This window comes from Methylobacterium cerastii, assembly GCF_022179125.1.
Taxonomy (GTDB): domain Bacteria; phylum Pseudomonadota; class Alphaproteobacteria; order Rhizobiales; family Beijerinckiaceae; genus Methylobacterium; species Methylobacterium cerastii.
Genome location: NZ_BPQG01000043.1, coordinates 1 through 14,060, shown reverse-complemented (window position 1 = coordinate 14,060; position 14,060 = coordinate 1). Strand labels below are relative to the sequence as shown.

24 protein-coding genes are annotated in these 14,060 nt (G+C 65.3%); 15 read left to right on the top strand and 9 right to left on the bottom strand.

Going from position 1 to position 14,060, the window contains the following annotated elements:
- Positions 1–216 precede the first annotated feature (216 nt).
- Together MFF13_RS14045 and MFF13_RS14040 are read left to right on the top strand one after the other, a co-directional pair.
- Positions 217–396 carry a hypothetical protein gene (locus tag MFF13_RS14045; protein WP_238272407.1) on the top strand — a complete coding sequence of 60 codons (180 nt, stop codon included), beginning with the start codon at positions 217–219 and terminating at the stop codon, positions 394–396.
- Between the two features lie 486 nt (positions 397–882).
- Positions 883–1,440: a PAS domain-containing protein gene (locus MFF13_RS14040; RefSeq protein WP_147764685.1), complete on the top strand. Its 558-nt coding sequence runs from the start codon at positions 883–885 to the stop codon at positions 1,438–1,440.
- Between the two features lie 2 nt (positions 1,441–1,442).
- Here the strand turns inward: MFF13_RS14040 and MFF13_RS14035 are convergent, their stop codons facing one another.
- Entirely contained in the window at positions 1,443–1,622 is a 180-nt protein-coding gene (locus MFF13_RS14035) for a hypothetical protein (RefSeq protein WP_238272406.1), read from the bottom strand.
- A gap of 289 nt (positions 1,623–1,911) precedes the next feature.
- Here MFF13_RS14035 and MFF13_RS14030 point away from each other — a divergent pair, with 289 nt between their 5' ends.
- The gene (locus tag MFF13_RS14030; protein ID WP_238272405.1) at positions 1,912–2,340 is read left to right on the top strand and encodes a hypothetical protein; all 429 of its coding nucleotides are present in this window, start codon (positions 1,912–1,914) and stop codon (positions 2,338–2,340) included.
- A 47-nt stretch (positions 2,341–2,387) separates the two neighbouring features.
- Here the strand turns inward: MFF13_RS14030 and MFF13_RS14025 are convergent, their stop codons facing one another.
- A complete protein-coding gene (locus tag MFF13_RS14025; protein WP_238272404.1) occupies positions 2,388–2,669 on the bottom strand; it encodes a hypothetical protein in 282 nt (93 codons plus the stop codon).
- Between the two features lie 113 nt (positions 2,670–2,782).
- Here MFF13_RS14025 and MFF13_RS14020 point away from each other — a divergent pair, with 113 nt between their 5' ends.
- Positions 2,783–2,986, top strand: coding sequence for a hypothetical protein (locus MFF13_RS14020; protein WP_238272403.1), 204 nt, complete (start codon positions 2,783–2,785; stop codon positions 2,984–2,986).
- Positions 2,987–3,080: 94 nt separating this feature from the next.
- Here the strand turns inward: MFF13_RS14020 and MFF13_RS14015 are convergent, their stop codons facing one another.
- Both MFF13_RS14015 and MFF13_RS14010 read right to left on the bottom strand, forming a co-directional pair.
- Entirely contained in the window at positions 3,081–3,320 is a 240-nt protein-coding gene (locus MFF13_RS14015) for a DUF6894 family protein (protein WP_238272402.1), read from the bottom strand.
- Positions 3,321–3,481: 161 nt separating this feature from the next.
- Positions 3,482–4,216, bottom strand: coding sequence for a Crp/Fnr family transcriptional regulator (locus tag MFF13_RS14010; RefSeq protein ID WP_238272401.1), 735 nt, complete (start codon positions 4,214–4,216; stop codon positions 3,482–3,484).
- Positions 4,217–4,736: 520 nt separating this feature from the next.
- Between MFF13_RS14010 and MFF13_RS14005 the strand changes: the two genes are divergently transcribed.
- Positions 4,737–6,764: an ATP-binding protein gene (locus tag MFF13_RS14005; RefSeq protein ID WP_238272400.1), complete on the top strand. Its 2,028-nt coding sequence runs from the start codon at positions 4,737–4,739 to the stop codon at positions 6,762–6,764.
- Positions 6,765–6,813: 49 nt separating this feature from the next.
- Here the strand turns inward: MFF13_RS14005 and MFF13_RS14000 are convergent, their stop codons facing one another.
- Positions 6,814–7,575 (bottom strand): helix-turn-helix domain-containing protein, encoded by a 762-nt coding sequence (locus MFF13_RS14000; RefSeq protein WP_238272399.1) that lies wholly within the window; start codon positions 7,573–7,575, stop codon positions 6,814–6,816.
- A 392-nt stretch (positions 7,576–7,967) separates the two neighbouring features.
- Here MFF13_RS14000 and MFF13_RS13995 point away from each other — a divergent pair, with 392 nt between their 5' ends.
- Together MFF13_RS13995 and MFF13_RS13990 are read left to right on the top strand one after the other, a co-directional pair.
- The gene (locus MFF13_RS13995; RefSeq protein WP_238272398.1) at positions 7,968–8,471 is read left to right on the top strand and encodes a hypothetical protein; all 504 of its coding nucleotides are present in this window, start codon (positions 7,968–7,970) and stop codon (positions 8,469–8,471) included.
- A gap of 237 nt (positions 8,472–8,708) precedes the next feature.
- Positions 8,709–8,873 carry a Flp family type IVb pilin gene (locus tag MFF13_RS13990; protein WP_238272397.1) on the top strand — a complete coding sequence of 55 codons (165 nt, stop codon included), beginning with the start codon at positions 8,709–8,711 and terminating at the stop codon, positions 8,871–8,873.
- Between the two features lie 186 nt (positions 8,874–9,059).
- Here the strand turns inward: MFF13_RS13990 and MFF13_RS13985 are convergent, their stop codons facing one another.
- The 4 genes from MFF13_RS13985 to MFF13_RS13970 all read right to left on the bottom strand — a co-directional run bounded on the left by MFF13_RS13985 (position 9,060) and on the right by MFF13_RS13970 (position 10,714).
- Positions 9,060–9,470, bottom strand: coding sequence for a hypothetical protein (locus MFF13_RS13985; RefSeq protein ID WP_238272396.1), 411 nt, complete (start codon positions 9,468–9,470; stop codon positions 9,060–9,062).
- The gene (locus tag MFF13_RS13980) at positions 9,467–10,024 is read right to left on the bottom strand and encodes a Panacea domain-containing protein (protein WP_238272395.1); all 558 of its coding nucleotides are present in this window, start codon (positions 10,022–10,024) and stop codon (positions 9,467–9,469) included. The genes MFF13_RS13985 and MFF13_RS13980 overlap by 4 nt, the downstream gene beginning before the upstream one ends.
- 195 nt (positions 10,025–10,219) lie before the next feature.
- Positions 10,220–10,435 (bottom strand): hypothetical protein, encoded by a 216-nt coding sequence (locus MFF13_RS13975; protein ID WP_238272394.1) that lies wholly within the window; start codon positions 10,433–10,435, stop codon positions 10,220–10,222.
- A gap of 12 nt (positions 10,436–10,447) precedes the next feature.
- Entirely contained in the window at positions 10,448–10,714 is a 267-nt protein-coding gene (locus MFF13_RS13970) for an XRE family transcriptional regulator (protein WP_238272393.1), read from the bottom strand.
- A 106-nt stretch (positions 10,715–10,820) separates the two neighbouring features.
- On the opposite strand from MFF13_RS13970, the gene MFF13_RS13965 reads away from it, so the two are divergent.
- From MFF13_RS13965 to MFF13_RS13930, 8 genes are all read left to right on the top strand, one after another.
- Positions 10,821–11,144 carry a hypothetical protein gene (locus tag MFF13_RS13965; RefSeq protein ID WP_238272392.1) on the top strand — a complete coding sequence of 108 codons (324 nt, stop codon included), beginning with the start codon at positions 10,821–10,823 and terminating at the stop codon, positions 11,142–11,144.
- 10 nt (positions 11,145–11,154) lie between these two features.
- On the top strand, positions 11,155–11,559 hold the full coding sequence (locus MFF13_RS13960) for a hypothetical protein (protein WP_238272391.1): 405 nt from the start codon (positions 11,155–11,157) through the stop codon (positions 11,557–11,559).
- Between the two features lie 11 nt (positions 11,560–11,570).
- Complete coding sequence (locus MFF13_RS13955; RefSeq protein WP_238272390.1) at positions 11,571–11,771, top strand: hypothetical protein; 201 nt, start codon at positions 11,571–11,573, stop codon at positions 11,769–11,771.
- Complete coding sequence (locus MFF13_RS13950; RefSeq protein ID WP_238272389.1) at positions 11,771–11,977, top strand: hypothetical protein; 207 nt, start codon at positions 11,771–11,773, stop codon at positions 11,975–11,977. Before MFF13_RS13955 ends, MFF13_RS13950 begins: the two co-directional genes overlap by 1 nt.
- A 2-nt stretch (positions 11,978–11,979) precedes the next feature.
- Positions 11,980–12,411, top strand: a complete 432-nt coding sequence (locus MFF13_RS13945; protein ID WP_238272388.1) for a penicillin-binding protein — start codon at positions 11,980–11,982, stop codon at positions 12,409–12,411.
- A 62-nt stretch (positions 12,412–12,473) separates the two neighbouring features.
- Complete coding sequence (locus MFF13_RS13940) at positions 12,474–13,013, top strand: hypothetical protein (protein WP_238272387.1); 540 nt, start codon at positions 12,474–12,476, stop codon at positions 13,011–13,013.
- 61 nt (positions 13,014–13,074) lie between these two features.
- Positions 13,075–13,716, top strand: a complete 642-nt coding sequence (locus MFF13_RS13935) for a hypothetical protein (protein ID WP_238272386.1) — start codon at positions 13,075–13,077, stop codon at positions 13,714–13,716.
- A 65-nt stretch (positions 13,717–13,781) separates the two neighbouring features.
- Positions 13,782–14,060, top strand: a 279-nt coding sequence (locus MFF13_RS13930; protein ID WP_238272385.1) for a hypothetical protein, incomplete at its 3' end; no start/stop codon positions are given.

Here is a 14,060-nt window from a genome sequence, read left to right as displayed (position 1 = left end):
CACGATCCCGAGACGGGCGAGATCCTACCAGCTTGAGCCTTATGGTCGGCGATAAACGATGAAGGGGCCCGATCGGGCCCCTTCATCGTTCAAGCTGCCGGCCGCCACTGACCTGGTTTTACTCCGCCACAGCGGCCTGGAATTGGTCCGCCCTTTACAGCCTGAAGTCCACCATGCTGATGTTGTCGAGAAACGCCCGCCTCGCTACAGCGCGCCATGGACAAGCTCGAAGCCCTCCTGGACCGCCTCAAGACCCGTCAGCGCGACCTGATCATGGAAGCAGCTCGGTACGACACGATGCCGGCCGACAGTACGCTGAAGCGGATCGCAGAGCTTGAGAACGTGATTGCGGCCGTGGAGGCGGTGACTGACGAGGAGCGGGGTGGGCGCCGGTAGGCCGACGGCGTGACCGGTCATCCTTCGTCAACCTGGATGATCCGCTCTTCGGTCCCGATGTCTGGTGAGTAAGCCTAGGCGCGCATATGGCTCTCAGCGAGCCATTCTCCGAACAAACTCGATGCACTCGCGGCGCTTCTGTTCGTCAGGAATGCGATCGAACAACCGCAGCAGTTCGACAGCGTTGACAGAAGGATCGGTCGGGCGAGCCGCGTGAGAGTCAGTGAACACACTGACGGGCATTTCCAAGGCGTCAGCAATCCGGCGAAGGGCGTGATTGGTGTCAGTCGGGGCCATCGCTTCAAATGACCCTATGCCCGATCGTGAGCCAGGGGGTGAACTGCGCAATGCCGCCCCCTCACGAGAAGTTGTCCCATGTGCCACACAGACAACCTGTAGTGAGGGCATAGGCTCATCGAGTGGCGCAGGCTGAGATATCTTGGTCAGTGTCATGCTCCTTCGACGGAGCAGTCTGGGGGGGAAGCAATGCCGTCGATAGCCACGATTGACCCAGCCCTCAAAGCGGCAGGTATCGTCGGGACTTGGAATACGAACGTACCAGCAGCGCTGTCCGTGCTTGATGAAGGCGCCGCCCGACTGCTCGCTGGCAACGTGGATCTCGCCGGACGACCAATACCCCTCGACATCGCTCTAGGACGCACACATCCGGATGATCGCGACTGGGTGTTCGACCGCATCCGCCGTGTCCGGCGGACAGGTGGGTCTACCTCGACCGAGTTTCGTATCGTCACTGAGACGGGAGAAGTCCGCTGGATACTCAACCGCGGCTACCTTGCGGCAGATGCAAACGGGGTGATGCGTGGGCGTGGCGCCTACATCGACACGACGGACACCCATCGCGGTCCGTTTCTGGTGGTTGGGGCGGAACAACCTGACAAGCCTGACCCGCTGATCGAAGCGGTGGACCGCTGCATCGATGCGCACAAGGCAGTCGGCCGGGTCGGTGATCGAGGTCTGTTACGGCTCTCCGAGTTGATGCTGTTCGAGATCGGTCGGACCATCGCGCAACGCATACGATCCTGACGCTAATTCCGCTCACCCTGAAACGCTGCGATCTGCGCACGTAGCGCCTCGTTTTCGGCGTGCATTTCGCCGGCATCGACGGCGGTCTCGATCAGCAGCTCCTGCGCCTCGGCCAGCGCAGCGCGAAGTTCCGCGTTCTCCGTCGCGAGCGCCAGGACCAGAACCGTCGTCTCGTCGCTCATCCTTCAGCAACCTGTCTGATCTACCGTGGATGTCGCTGCATCAGCGGCCAGCAGATCCCCCCGATCGGCTGTGGCGGCCCTGCTTTTCCCCCCTTTAGCAGGGCCGCCCCCGGTGTTTTCCTAGGCCGACATCGGCCCGACCTCGTGCGCACACGGGCTGAGAGGGAAAGGCACAACCCGATCCGGTCAGCGGCTGATGCAAATTATTTTTGACTGCTGACCGCTCAGGCCATTTCGACTTTCGTGCTGCGACGAGATCATCGGGGCTCTATCAACCGGAGCCATACCGATGTCCCTCGCGACCACCACCGACACCGCCGCCATCAAGACGGTGACCCTCTCGAAGTACGAGATCCAGCGCAACGAGCGCCATGCTGCCTCGCAGGCGGCCTCCGACGCCAAGCGGCGGGGCAAGAACGCTCCCCGCCGGGACGACATCGCCCGCATCTCGCTGTTCATCCTGCTGATGCAGTACCGAAGGGAGCGGCATTCCAGCGCCCGCCGGGAGATGTGGAAGACCCTAACGGCGCTTCTGGGCGACGCTGGGTACGATGCTAAGGAGGCCGCCGCCGTGTTCGATGCGATGGTCCCAAGCGTCGGCGCCGACCTCGACAGGTACTTCATGCTGCGCCGGATCGAGCCTGCCGTCCGGAATGTGTGGCGGGCTCGGAACGGCCTGCCCACGCTCCCGAACTGGTCAGCGGCTGATACGGAGTAACGCAGGGAGTAGGCGGGTTAGGGGTCAGCCGCTGATCGGCAGTGGTGTTACCTTGCGTGGCCGGGTGAACCGAGTCCGACCGTTATCTTCGTCCGTTCGATCATCGACACGAGGACTGTGCGGAAAGCCTTTTGAAGATCGGAGCCGCTGTCGGCCCCCTCTTCACCCGCGAGGTCCGACAGCAGATCATCCATGGCCGCGGCCCTGTCCTGCGGCTCAGGCTGGCTCATGGCGAACCGCAGGATCGCGTTCTGGGCTGCACCTAGATCTTCGCGCTGAGCCTTCTCGATCAAAGAGCGAAGGAGGCACGTGCATTCGTCTCTCAGCATGAGCTTTCAATCTCGGGTTCTGAGGGCACCCGCTACCGGCAGGTGCCGCGAGTAGACCGCAGGGGGCCGTTCGCGTCTGGGCCTGACCCAACACCTATGGCATGATGAGGCTCATGAGTGAGACCGCCACCAACATTCATCCCTACTCCTTGGAGATCCTGCCTCCGAAGGCGGAGGGCGGCTCTTATCAGTGGGCTATCCGGAAGAATGGCAAACTGATGCAGCGATCCGACCGGAGCCTGCCGAGCGAAGCCAAGGCTCGTGAGAACGGGCTCAGCCAAGTCGAGAAGTTGCTATCAGGTGCCGGGGATCGGTGACGGCTGGTTCATCGAGGCCGCGCGCGAGGCTGGGGCCTGCGAGAATGAAGCTGGCTTTGATGCGGCGTTGAAGCGGATCTCGGAGCCGCGGTCGCTACCGGATCAGCCACGCCCCTGTGTAGGTTAGCGCAGCCGTATAGACGGCTTTGCCATCCTCGTCTGTCACCAGCACGGTCATGGCTTGGCGTTCGCCGTCCTTAGGCAATTCATCGGCAGCGATGGCAGGAAGCAGCTTCTTGGCCTCCAGCACGGCCGCTTGCAGGTCGGCACATAGAACGCCTTCCTCGTCGCGCTGGAGACGGCCATCATTGATGTCGAAATAATAGCGAGGCACACGCCTCTCCTCGTTCCATGGGCGGGAGCGCGACGGTCTCACAACCGCGAGCTGCCAGTATCGAAGCCTGCGACACGTCGACCGTAGGTTGCATAAATGGCGCCCGCAACAACATGAGTTGGTCAGCTTGCCGGGGGGGCGGAGGCGGCTCTGCTTCCAGCCTATTGGGCGAGTTGTAGATAGGATGGGTCGAATTCCGCGACCTGCACGAGCCCGTCCCAATCCGTGATGTTGAGAGTCCGTGTGCGAAGCTCGATGAGGCTCTGAGCCTTCATCTCCTGTAACACGCGGTTGGTGTGCACGCTGGAAAGGCCAAGCGCATCGCCCAGTTCGGTCTGTGTGATTGGGAGTGTGCAACGGTGGTCGGCCGCGAGACCGATGGCTTCCAGCTTGCAGTAGAGTTCGCAGAACAAATGCGCCATGCGCCCGAACCCGTCGCGCTGCCCCATGCCGGCGATCCACTGACGAAAGATCGCTGCATCGATCAGGGTCTCACGCCACATGATGCCTGCGAGACCGGGGAAGCGCCGGGTAACGTCCAGCAGGGCCTCGTGCGCGATGAAGGCGATCGTGGCCTCTGTCAGAGCCCCAAGGCTGTGATCCATCGTTTTGATGTGCAGGCTATGGAGATCCGGCATGTCGCCTGGCACGTGGAACGACAGGATCTGACGGCGGCCCTGACCGAGAAGCTTGTAGCGATAGGCCCAGCCTTCCACGAGGAGGCAGCTGTGCTCGGGCTTTTCCTTGTCGAGGACGATGTCCTGGCGAGGCCGAAGCGTCTGGATTTTTGCTGGCAGGTTTCCGACAGCCCTCCTCTCCTCATCTGAGAGGTGGCCGATACGTTCCAGGCGGCGCACAAGCAGGTCGAGGGCAGCTTTGCTTTCTACCGAGGCCATGACGATTGCGCTCTCCTGGGCGCGAAAGCAGCTAGTTCTCTTAGCCGCTAGGTCGGAGTGCGCGTGCGGATGATGCGGTTATCCTAACCACACATATGTTGGGATTTCTAATCGTTTCCGGAGTTCTGAGCGGGCCGTAAGCCGGTGCCGGCGGTTCCTGTTCCCCGCATCACCGACCTTCACGCGACCACCCGGCCCGAGGCTTCACGGGCATGGCACAGGGAACTGGCCCGTGCCGGCCTGTCGCCGCGTGCTCTCTGTGCCGGGCTGCCTGACGGCGTTCGCGACCGCCGCCGGCGCACATGCGTCGAGAGGGGGGCCTGTAGCAGACGGTCAGGCGCTGACCAAGACTAGCGTGAGGTTATAAGAGGCACGATGCCTGCCGCTGAACGCTGACAGGCATTTTACCTCTCCTACAGGATGACAGGTGTATCGTTCATCCCGAACCCTGGAGTTCCAGGATCGTGATCACTTGCCTGTGGTCTCGCCGGGCAGAAACTCACACGGCACGCGGGTCCACATGCAGCCATTCCCCCGGCTCCCCATCGACCCCGCGGACCAAACTGAGGTTGCCGCTGCAACGCAGTCCATCATCCTCAATCAGCTCGCCGAGGGCGTGATCGTCACCGATGCGGTGGGCAGGATCACGATGGTGAATGGGGCTGCAGCCGCCATCCACGGCGTAGCTCGCCTTGATATCGTGCCCGACAGCTACAGCGACACCTACCAGCTCTTCACCGAGGATGGCCGACCGTATCCACCGCTCGACTTGCCGCTCGCTCGTGCAGTCCGCGGGGAGACAGTGCGAGAGGCACGGTGGCGGATCGTTCGACCGGATGGTGTCGAGGTGCTTGCGATCGGTAATGCGCAACCCCTTCGCGGGGCGGATGGCAAGCAGATCGGAGCTGTGCTGACGCTACGGGATGAGACCGCGAGAGAGTCCGCGGAGCGTGCCCTGTTCGAACTGAACGCGACACTCGCACAGCGGGTCGAAGAACAAACACGCGTCGCCGAACAGGCACGTATTGAAGCTGAGCGGGCGAGTGAGGCTAAGAGCGACTTCCTCGCGGCGATGAGCCACGAGATCCGCACGCCGCTGAACGGCATCCTCGGCTACGCTGACCTCCTCCTCGACGGGCGACACCTAGAGGCGGAGGATCAGCGCCGGCTGCAGCTGATCCAGGGGTGTGGTGCTGCGCTGCTGACGGTCGTCGACGACATCCTCGACTTCTCGAAGATCGAGGCCGGGCAGCTCACCCTCGACTCGGTCTCGTTCCCGCTGGTCTCGGTGATCGACAACACCGTCTCGATCGTCCGGGGCGGCGCCCTGAAGAGCGGCTTGCAGATCGAGACACGGATCGACCCGGACCTGCCCGCCTTCGTCCACGGCGACGCCAGCCGCCTGCGCCAGGTGTTACTCAACCTCCTCAACAACGCAGTGAAGTTCACCCCTCTCGGCTCGGTCACCCTCATGGTCCGCCGCGAGGGAACGGACGAGCGCGGCTACGACCTGCGCTTCGAGGTCACCGATACCGGCATCGGCATCGACCCGGCGCAGCAGGACCGACTGTTTAAGCGCTTCAGCCAGGTCGACGGCTCGATCAGCCGCCGCTTCGGCGGCACCGGCCTCGGCCTCGTCATCTGCCGCCACCTGCTGTCGCTGATGGGCGGCGAGATCGGCGTCGAGAGCCGCGAAGGCGTCGGCTCGACCTTCTGGTTCACCTTGACGCTGCCGCCGGGGGAATGGCCAACGATCGAACACCCAGGTGCAGCAGTGGATATCGATATGGGTGGACGGCCCCTGCGCCTGCTCCTCGCCGAGGACGTGCCGCTCAACCAGGAACTCGCCTGCGCGGTGCTCGAGGCGCAGGGCTACCTCGTCGACGTGGTCGAGGACGGCGCCGAGGCGATCGTCGCGGTCGAGGCGGCGCTGAAGCAGGGCAGGGCCTACGACCTCGTGCTGATGGATGTGCAGATGCCGGTGATGGACGGCCTGACGGCGACGCGCCACATCCGCGCCCTGCAGTCGCCGGTCTGCGACGTGCCGATCGTCGCGATGACCGCCAACGTGCTGCCGAAGCAGATCGAGGACCTGCGCGCGGCCGGGATGGACGACCATGTCGGCAAGCCGTTCCGTCGCGCCGACCTCTACGCCACCATCGCGCGCTGGACCGGCCCGCAGCGCGAGGCCCGCCCGGCGCCGGCCTCCGCCACGACGGACGGGTCCAACACCGCGCTCGACGGAGCGGTGTTCGGCGCCCTGAAGGACGGGTTCGGGGCCGAGCGCGTGGCGGCGCTCCTCGACCTGATGGGTGCTGAGCTGCGCGACCGCTTCCGCTCCGACGAGGACGACCGGGTCCAGGTCGCGCACGACGCGCACGCGCTGGTCTCGGCCGCTGGCATGCTCGGCTTCACCCGGCTGTCGCGCCTGTGCCGCGAGATCGAGGCCGCCGCTCACGGCGATGCCGACCTGCTCCCGCTCATTCACCAGCTTGAGATCCAGCGGGCCGAGGTGCTGGGCACCATCCATGAGCTGAAGGCAGCATAGTCCCTGCCAAGTTCGAGATCCGTTCGCCATGCCGAACGCCCGCGTGCGGCTACCGCATGGCTCGGCCAGCTTCACCTCCCGCGTGATTTCTCGATGGGGCTTTGTCGGCAGGGTCGCCCGCCGCTTGTCGGCAGCCCTTTCGAGGGTTCCAAACCCCTGAATTCACAGGGTAGGAAACAGGAGTATTCGTGCCCTGCGGAGATCTGCACCCACCCCTCCCTGCTCGCGCCACGGTGGCGTGCTCGCCGGATCGGGTGAGCCGCAGCCAGGCCGTCCATTCCCGCGAGACGACGCAGACGATGTTGGTGTCGTTGCGGAAGCGGGCAAGGCGTCGTTCCTCAACCGTGACCAGTCCGTGCGTCCGAGCCTCGCGGAGAGCGTTGCGCACCATCGTTTCGGAGACGCCCGCAACCGCTGCGATGTGTCCAACGGCAAGGCGACAGTCGCCCCGCTTCGCGACCTCCACCGCGACGACAGCCAGCACCGCTTGCTCGGCTAGGGTGAACCGTGCCGCGAGACCCGGTGGAAGCCGCCCAGAGGCCGCCCAGCGGCGGCGGCGCTCCATCGATGCGTCTGTGCGTGGTCGGGAGCCGACGCCCGTCCTGGGGGCTCCTGTGCGGTTCGCGATCCGTTCGACTGACCGTTCGATGTCGGACTGTTGCCGCGCCTCAATCAGTCCAGACAGCGCCTCCGCCTCGGTCTCGGACAGGTGCCCCTCGCCGAACGCCTTCCAAAGCGCGGACGCCACGGCCGGCAACGCGGCGCGCGGAGCCGCCTCCGCCTGTTGGCGGATCTCATAGGCGTAGTTCATCGCTCACAGCCCTGCTTGGGCCGCGTCAAAGCAGGGGGCTCGGCGTGAACCGTCCCCGGCAAAAGGCAAAGCGCCATCGTCTCGGGAAATGATCCCGATTGACTCCCAGCGGGAGCTATGATGTCTGGGGGGCAGCTCTGCGGTCCCCGGACCTCACTCGATTTCGACGGCCTCACCCTTGCCGGGGTGGGGCCGTTGGCGTTTTGGGCTTAGGTCTTTCTCGCGGCGCTAATCCCTTGATCCAGCCGGCTCACGACTCGCCACAGGGCGCGTAGAAGCCGGACATGGCATGTCGGCTGGCAGGCACGGTTAAGTCAACGGCGGGGCCGTGCCCCAACTTATCGTCGCTCGCCCAACTCGCCGATCAAGCCGGGATGTCAGAGACTCGCGCCATGTCCGAACCCGCTACCGGCGACCTGTTCAAAGCGAAGGCCGTCACCGACGACGAGGTGAACGCCGCCGTTGACGTGTTCATGCGAGACCCGACGGTGTCGATGTTTCGGTTCGCCAGCGGGCACACGCTAGATCTGGCCGCCGCTGTAAAGGCACACGAACCAGCGCGCCTGGCCGTCACCGATCCGGACCGGACGGAGAGGCACCGCCGACTCATGGTAAGGAACGCGATCCTGTTTGCTGGCGCAGCCGGCGGCGCCGTAGTCGGTGGCATCCCGCCCGCCCGCGGCCGAGCCCTAGAAGCCCTTCGTGCCGTCGCCCTCCACCCGCTCGGCCTCCGCCTCTCCGCCTATCCGAAAGCCATGCGAGCCCTGGTTGGGCGCGGCTTCGTCGCCGTCCGACCGGCGCAGTATGTCGGGCGGAAATGGGACGAGCAGGCGTGGTTTCTGACGAATGCAGGGCACGAGCTGATCAAGACGCTTGGGACGGGCGACCACGGGTAGCGGACACGAAATAGCCCGCCGCGGCCGGAGCCGGGCGGGCTGAAGGTTGGGCAGGCCTCGCAAGAAGCCCCGCCGCTGGAGATCGTCGTATCCGCGTCGGGTTAACGTCACGAGAAAGCCCGCTGCGGCCGGAGCCGGATGGGCTGTGGAGTATGCAACGCCGATGTCACCGATCCGGTCGAAAGCCTTAAACCGGATCGCGTATCCTCCCGCCGTGCCACGAGAGGAACCTTGATCATGTCCGGTATTCTGAAGCGGTTCGCGTCGGACGAGTCCGGCGCCACCGCCATCGAGTACGGCATGATTGCCGCCCTCATCGCCGTGGTCGTCATCGGCTCCCTCAAGCTCGTCGGCAGCAAGCTTGGGGTGACCTTCGCCCGCGTGTCGGGCCAACTCGGGTAGTAGCCGAGCAGGCATGGCGCTCCGAATGCGCGAAAAAGCCCGGCACGCCATGACAGCGGCCGGGCTGATCTGATGAGTTCCCCGCGAGCAAAGCCGAGGGAGGCAGGCCCGTCCCCCGATCTGATCACGGGGCGATCGGCGCATCGTCCATTTTACGGGCGCGGCATGATCCAACCGGCAATTGAATTACGGCACCCGACATGCCGCAATGATGGCATGCTGCGACGGAGTAATATCCAAGCTCAGCATGGCGCAGTCTTGCACAAGCTGAGCTATTTCGTCTGGCAAAGTGCAGACGGGTTTTACATGGCCGTCGAGCTGTTTTTTCATCACGGCACGGGCGTCGAATTCATAAAACTCATCTAAGCAAACCCATGTTGCTTTTTTTAGATGACAGCATCCCGGCGGCAAAAAGAAATTTGGGAAACGATCGGAAGGCTGGCATCCAAATGCCGTGCCCCGCCCATGCTGCTGCGAGGTAGTTTTAGCAACAACGTAGGTTAGACCGGCGTTGCCAAGTGCTACGAATAGCTTCTCACCAGTTTCGCCGTCATGAAAGTGGAACTCCTCATCGAACCAGACCGACCCTGGCTTCATCCGAGCCGATCCACCAGTTCCTTTCGGTCTTGGGCGACGCGAGAGACCCGCTCAATCTCATCAGGCCGAAGGGCCAGTTCGTATGGGATAACCTGCTGCTTCTGGCCCTGCTGCCTATAAATTTTATCCCACGGCAGGTTTTCTAAGTGCGTCGCCTCGATCATGTCGTCGGCAGCAGCGTTCTCGAATTCCTTTGCGAGATTGCGCATGATTATCATCTCACGAGAGGTGAAATGACGATCCGAAAAATCGATCTTGGGTCGGATAACGAGCATAGAATTTTCGCTGCCTGAAATAGGGCGCTCGGCGAACTCAATCACCTCCGCCATATCCGGCTGTGGAGTAGATATTTCCTCGAAGAGAGAAACCGGTACGGGCCCCATCTTCCAGGCGTTGTATGTTTGCCCGGTGACGCTGCGCCCCGTCCGTTTGTAATGCTCGAAATCAAGAAAATAGAGAAGCTTAAATAGTTTTACTTTCCCGCATTTACGGGTGTGGCGTGCGAAGAAGTTGATCGCTTGTATCAGCTTTTCGCGCTCGTGTGTGACCAGCATCGATCCGATCCCTGAGTGACCGGCACCGACCATTCGGGTGGTCGGACGCACGTGCGCCAAAATGGTTGTGGTGTGTACCTGTCTTCAGCGTCCACAGCCGTATATATTTGTTCGTCGATCGTTCCAAGTGGCGCTGAACGCGCAGGCTGCTACCTCAGTCCTTCTGCTCCTGGAACTTGATACCGTTCCCGTCCATCACGCGCCGCCATCGGCATGGTCCTGCAAAGCCATGCGGCCCGCATCGGTGATCGCCCACTCCATCGATCCATCAGCGGCCATGACCCCGGCCGGCTCGACGAGACCCATCTTCATCAGCCGGGGGATTTCCTGATCCCCCTCGCCATAGCGGCGTGGTCCGCGTGCCAGCAGCATCAGCCGGTAATGCTGGCTCGGCCGCAGCTTACCTTCCATCTTTTCAAACCCTCACAGCGCCTTCCGCTCTCGGAACCGGATGCCGGCCCCTCCCCCGTTCTCGGCGATGAATTCAAGGCCGGCGCGCTCGAAGGCTTCGACCAGGGCACGGTTGTTCATGGTGGTGAGGCGCCGTGACGGCTTCCCGTCCACGCTACGGACCGTTTCGAATGCCTTGATCGTCGGCATGGGTACGCCGGACGCCTCCGACAGCCCCTTTTGATCCAGGCGAGCCAGCGCGCGCCCTGCGCGACACATCTCGGGCGTCAGTTCGGTCACGCGTTCATCTCCGGCCATGTCGCCAAAAATATAACCTGCGCCCTCTGTTGACAAGCCTCTATCTTTGTCGCCATAAGTATCGGGTTAGCTCTTCGGAGACAGGCCCATGCGCTACGCCAACCTCATCCCCCACTCGCACATCGCTCGCACCGCAGACCCGCGCCTGACTGCCGACGCCCGCCGCGCCTTCACCCGCGCTAAGGCCGCCGTGAACGTCTGCACCGAGAGCGCCAAGCACTTCGCCCGCACCGTCGCCCCCCTCGTCAACCGTGACGGCACCTTCGACCGCTCCGCCATCATGCGCGCCGCGACCCGCGCCGCTCAGGCCCGCATGGAAGTGACCGGCGACGCCTGGGGCGAGTGCATGTCCTTCGCGCTCAAGGGCGCCTGGGCTGCCGCGAAGTCCTCCCGCCTCGTCCGCGCGCACTGAGGGGGCCGCCATGCTTGCCATCACTCACGCCACCGTCGCGCCCGCCATCTCGGCCGACCCCGTGTTCGCTGCCATCGAAGCGCACCGCGAAGCGCTCCACGTCTACGAGGCCGAGGTCTACTATCAGGCCAAGAAGCGGAAGGGCCGCTGGGTCGCCCGCGAAGAGGTCCGCGAGGCAGCCGAGGTCTACGAGGCGGCCACGTCCACGCTCGTCGCGGCTTCAATCAGCACGCTCGCCGGCCTACGGGTGTTCGCGGCCTACGTTGCCGACCTCAGGGCCTATGGCCGCGATGGCGTTGCAGGCATCGTCGGCCGCTACGCCATCCAGGTCTGGGATCTCTCGGACGCGATGACGGCGGTCGCCGAAGCGATGGCCCGGCTGCTGCCTGCCGACGCGCCGACCTCGACGCACTGAGGGCCGGACCGATGGCCTCCAATCTGATCCGCTCCCCCGCCGTCCGCCTGCTGCACGCCCGGCAGGATCACGCGATCTGCCTTCGCCTCGCGGCTTCCTACCGCCACCGCATCGCGGCCGGAGAGACCGACCAGCGCGAGGCCCACGCCTGGGCGCTCAGCCTCGCCCGCCGCTGGCGCCTCGTGGCTGCCGAACTGAGCGAGGCCCGCTGATGCGGATCACGCGCCAATCCATGATCTCGGGCGAGACCAACACGCTCGATCTGCCCGTCACCTGCGAACAGCTTGCGGCCTGGATGGGTGGCGAGCCCATCCAGAAGGTCTTCCGTCACCTGCCGCCTTGGGACCGCGAGTTCATCAAAACCGGGATCACCCGCGCGGAATGGGACGCGACGTTCCCGCCCGAGGGCGAGGCGTAGCCATGGCCATGCTCTCCACGGCTTCGGGCCGCCTGTCCCGCCGCACCGCCCTCGGCGCCTTCCTCGTCGTCGTGGCCTCACGGATGCCAGCCATCGCCTCTGACGGCGTGCTGCCGGCGATCCGCTGGGCCGAGGCTGCCGACGCCGCCTATCTCGGCTCGGGCCGGATCGCTGACGACCGGGCCAAGGCTGGCCTGCCGCAGCCTGCAGGCTGGTCCGCCTACCGCGCCTCGCTGGCTCGCGTGCGTCAGACGGCCCGCCTCGACCTCTACGCCCTGACGCCGACCACACCCGAGACCGCTGCGGCTCTGGCCGCCTACCACGCTGCGCGTGGCGAGCGGGCCGGGACCTCTGGCGCTCGACGTGCCGCCCGGCGCCGGCTGCGCAAGGTGTTCGCCCGGCCGGGTGCCGCGCTGCCGCCCCGGCCGACCTAACCGGCGCCGCCTCCCCCTTCGCCTTCCCTGTCTGCCCTCACGAGCCCCTTGGAGCCCGAACGATGTCCCATGCCTTGACCCTGCCCGTTCTCCGTCTCGATGCCGAGCGCATCCCCTTCCACGCCGATCCCATCCTCTCGGCCATCGAGCGCCATTCCGAGGCGTGGAGCGTGTTTCAGATCGCCCCCGAGGGCGAGGCCAGCGACGCCGCTGACGGCGAGACGCACGACAGCCTCAACGCCCTGCTCGCCACGCCCTGCGCCACCCGCGCCGGAATGCTCTGCCTGATCCGGCACCTTCGCTGGTGGCTGTCCGAGGAAGCTCCGAACGCCGCCGCACACCGCTGCCAGGGCGCCGCGGACGCCTGGGCCATCGCCGAGGTCCGTGAGGCCGAGCTGTCTCGCTGCCTCGGCGTGGAGCCGATCCAGCGCCTTCCTCTGGCCCTCCCGTCCGGCCGGCTGCTCGGGCCGACGATCGATCTGCGTCCGGTCCCCGCGCCTGCCCGCCTCGGCCGCGTCCTCGCGGTTGCCGGCGAGCTGATGGCCGCCGTGGCGATCATCAGCGGCGGCTGCGTCCTGACCGGCCTCGCCTCCCTGCTCTGAACCCTTCCCGCCCCTCGCCCTGGGCCGGATGGCTCACGGGCTCCATCGTGGAGATCCCGACATGCGCAACCTGCTGAAGCGTCATCCCAGCACCGAACCCAAGCCGAGCCTGCGGGCGCGGTTGACCAAGACAAAGGCCAAGGCTGCCGGCCTCGGGGCCGATGCGGACCAAGGCCGCCGCGCCGTGCTGGCCGGCTCGCTCGCCGCCGCCATGCCGCTGCCGGCACTCGCCGCGACCCTCCAGGCCGGCGACCGCGAGACCGCGTTCCTGGCGCTTGCCCCCGAGATCACGCCGCTCCTGCGGCGCCTCGGCCCTGCGCTCGCCGAGATGCGTCGTCATGCCGAAACCGCCAAAGCCGCGGCCGGCGACCACCCGGGTTGGGAAGACGAGGCTGCGGGTCAAGCATGGGTGGCCCGGCTCCACGCGGCCCGCGATGCCGCCGGCTACCCAGGAGCGTGGGATGCAGGAAACGCCCTCTGCATCGCCCTGGCTCGCCGGGCCGATCCGTACCTGAACGAGCCGATGCAGACCTTGCCGGGCATCATGCTCAAGGCTGCGCTGAACGACCTTGGGGATTGGTGGGGCGAGAGCGCCCAAGCCGACGTGTCCCGCCTTGCGGCCGAAGCGTTCGGCCTGCCTGCGCCCGCCCCCTTTTTCCAAGAACTGGCAGAGGCCGGCGTCGAGCCCGACGACGACGCCTGACTCCACCCGCCCCGGCGGGTCGGCCCCGCCGCGCATCCCTTCATCCTGAAACACGGAGCACGCGCGTGCCCTCTCTCACCCGTCCGCAGACCCAACAGGCCGCCACCCACGCCGAACAGCGCGACCGCGCTGCCCACCTCCGCGACACCGCTGGTCGGTTCACGAAGAGGAAGGCCGTCGCATCGCCGGCACCCGAACCGGAGAAGCCGGCGCCGACCACGGAGCAGGCGCCTGCCTCACTCGGCACCATTCCCGCGCCAGCCAACGCTTCCGACGACGCCTACGCCCTCATGATCGATGGTGATGGCCTCGGGTTGCACGCGGCGCCTGGTGCCAGCCTCGTC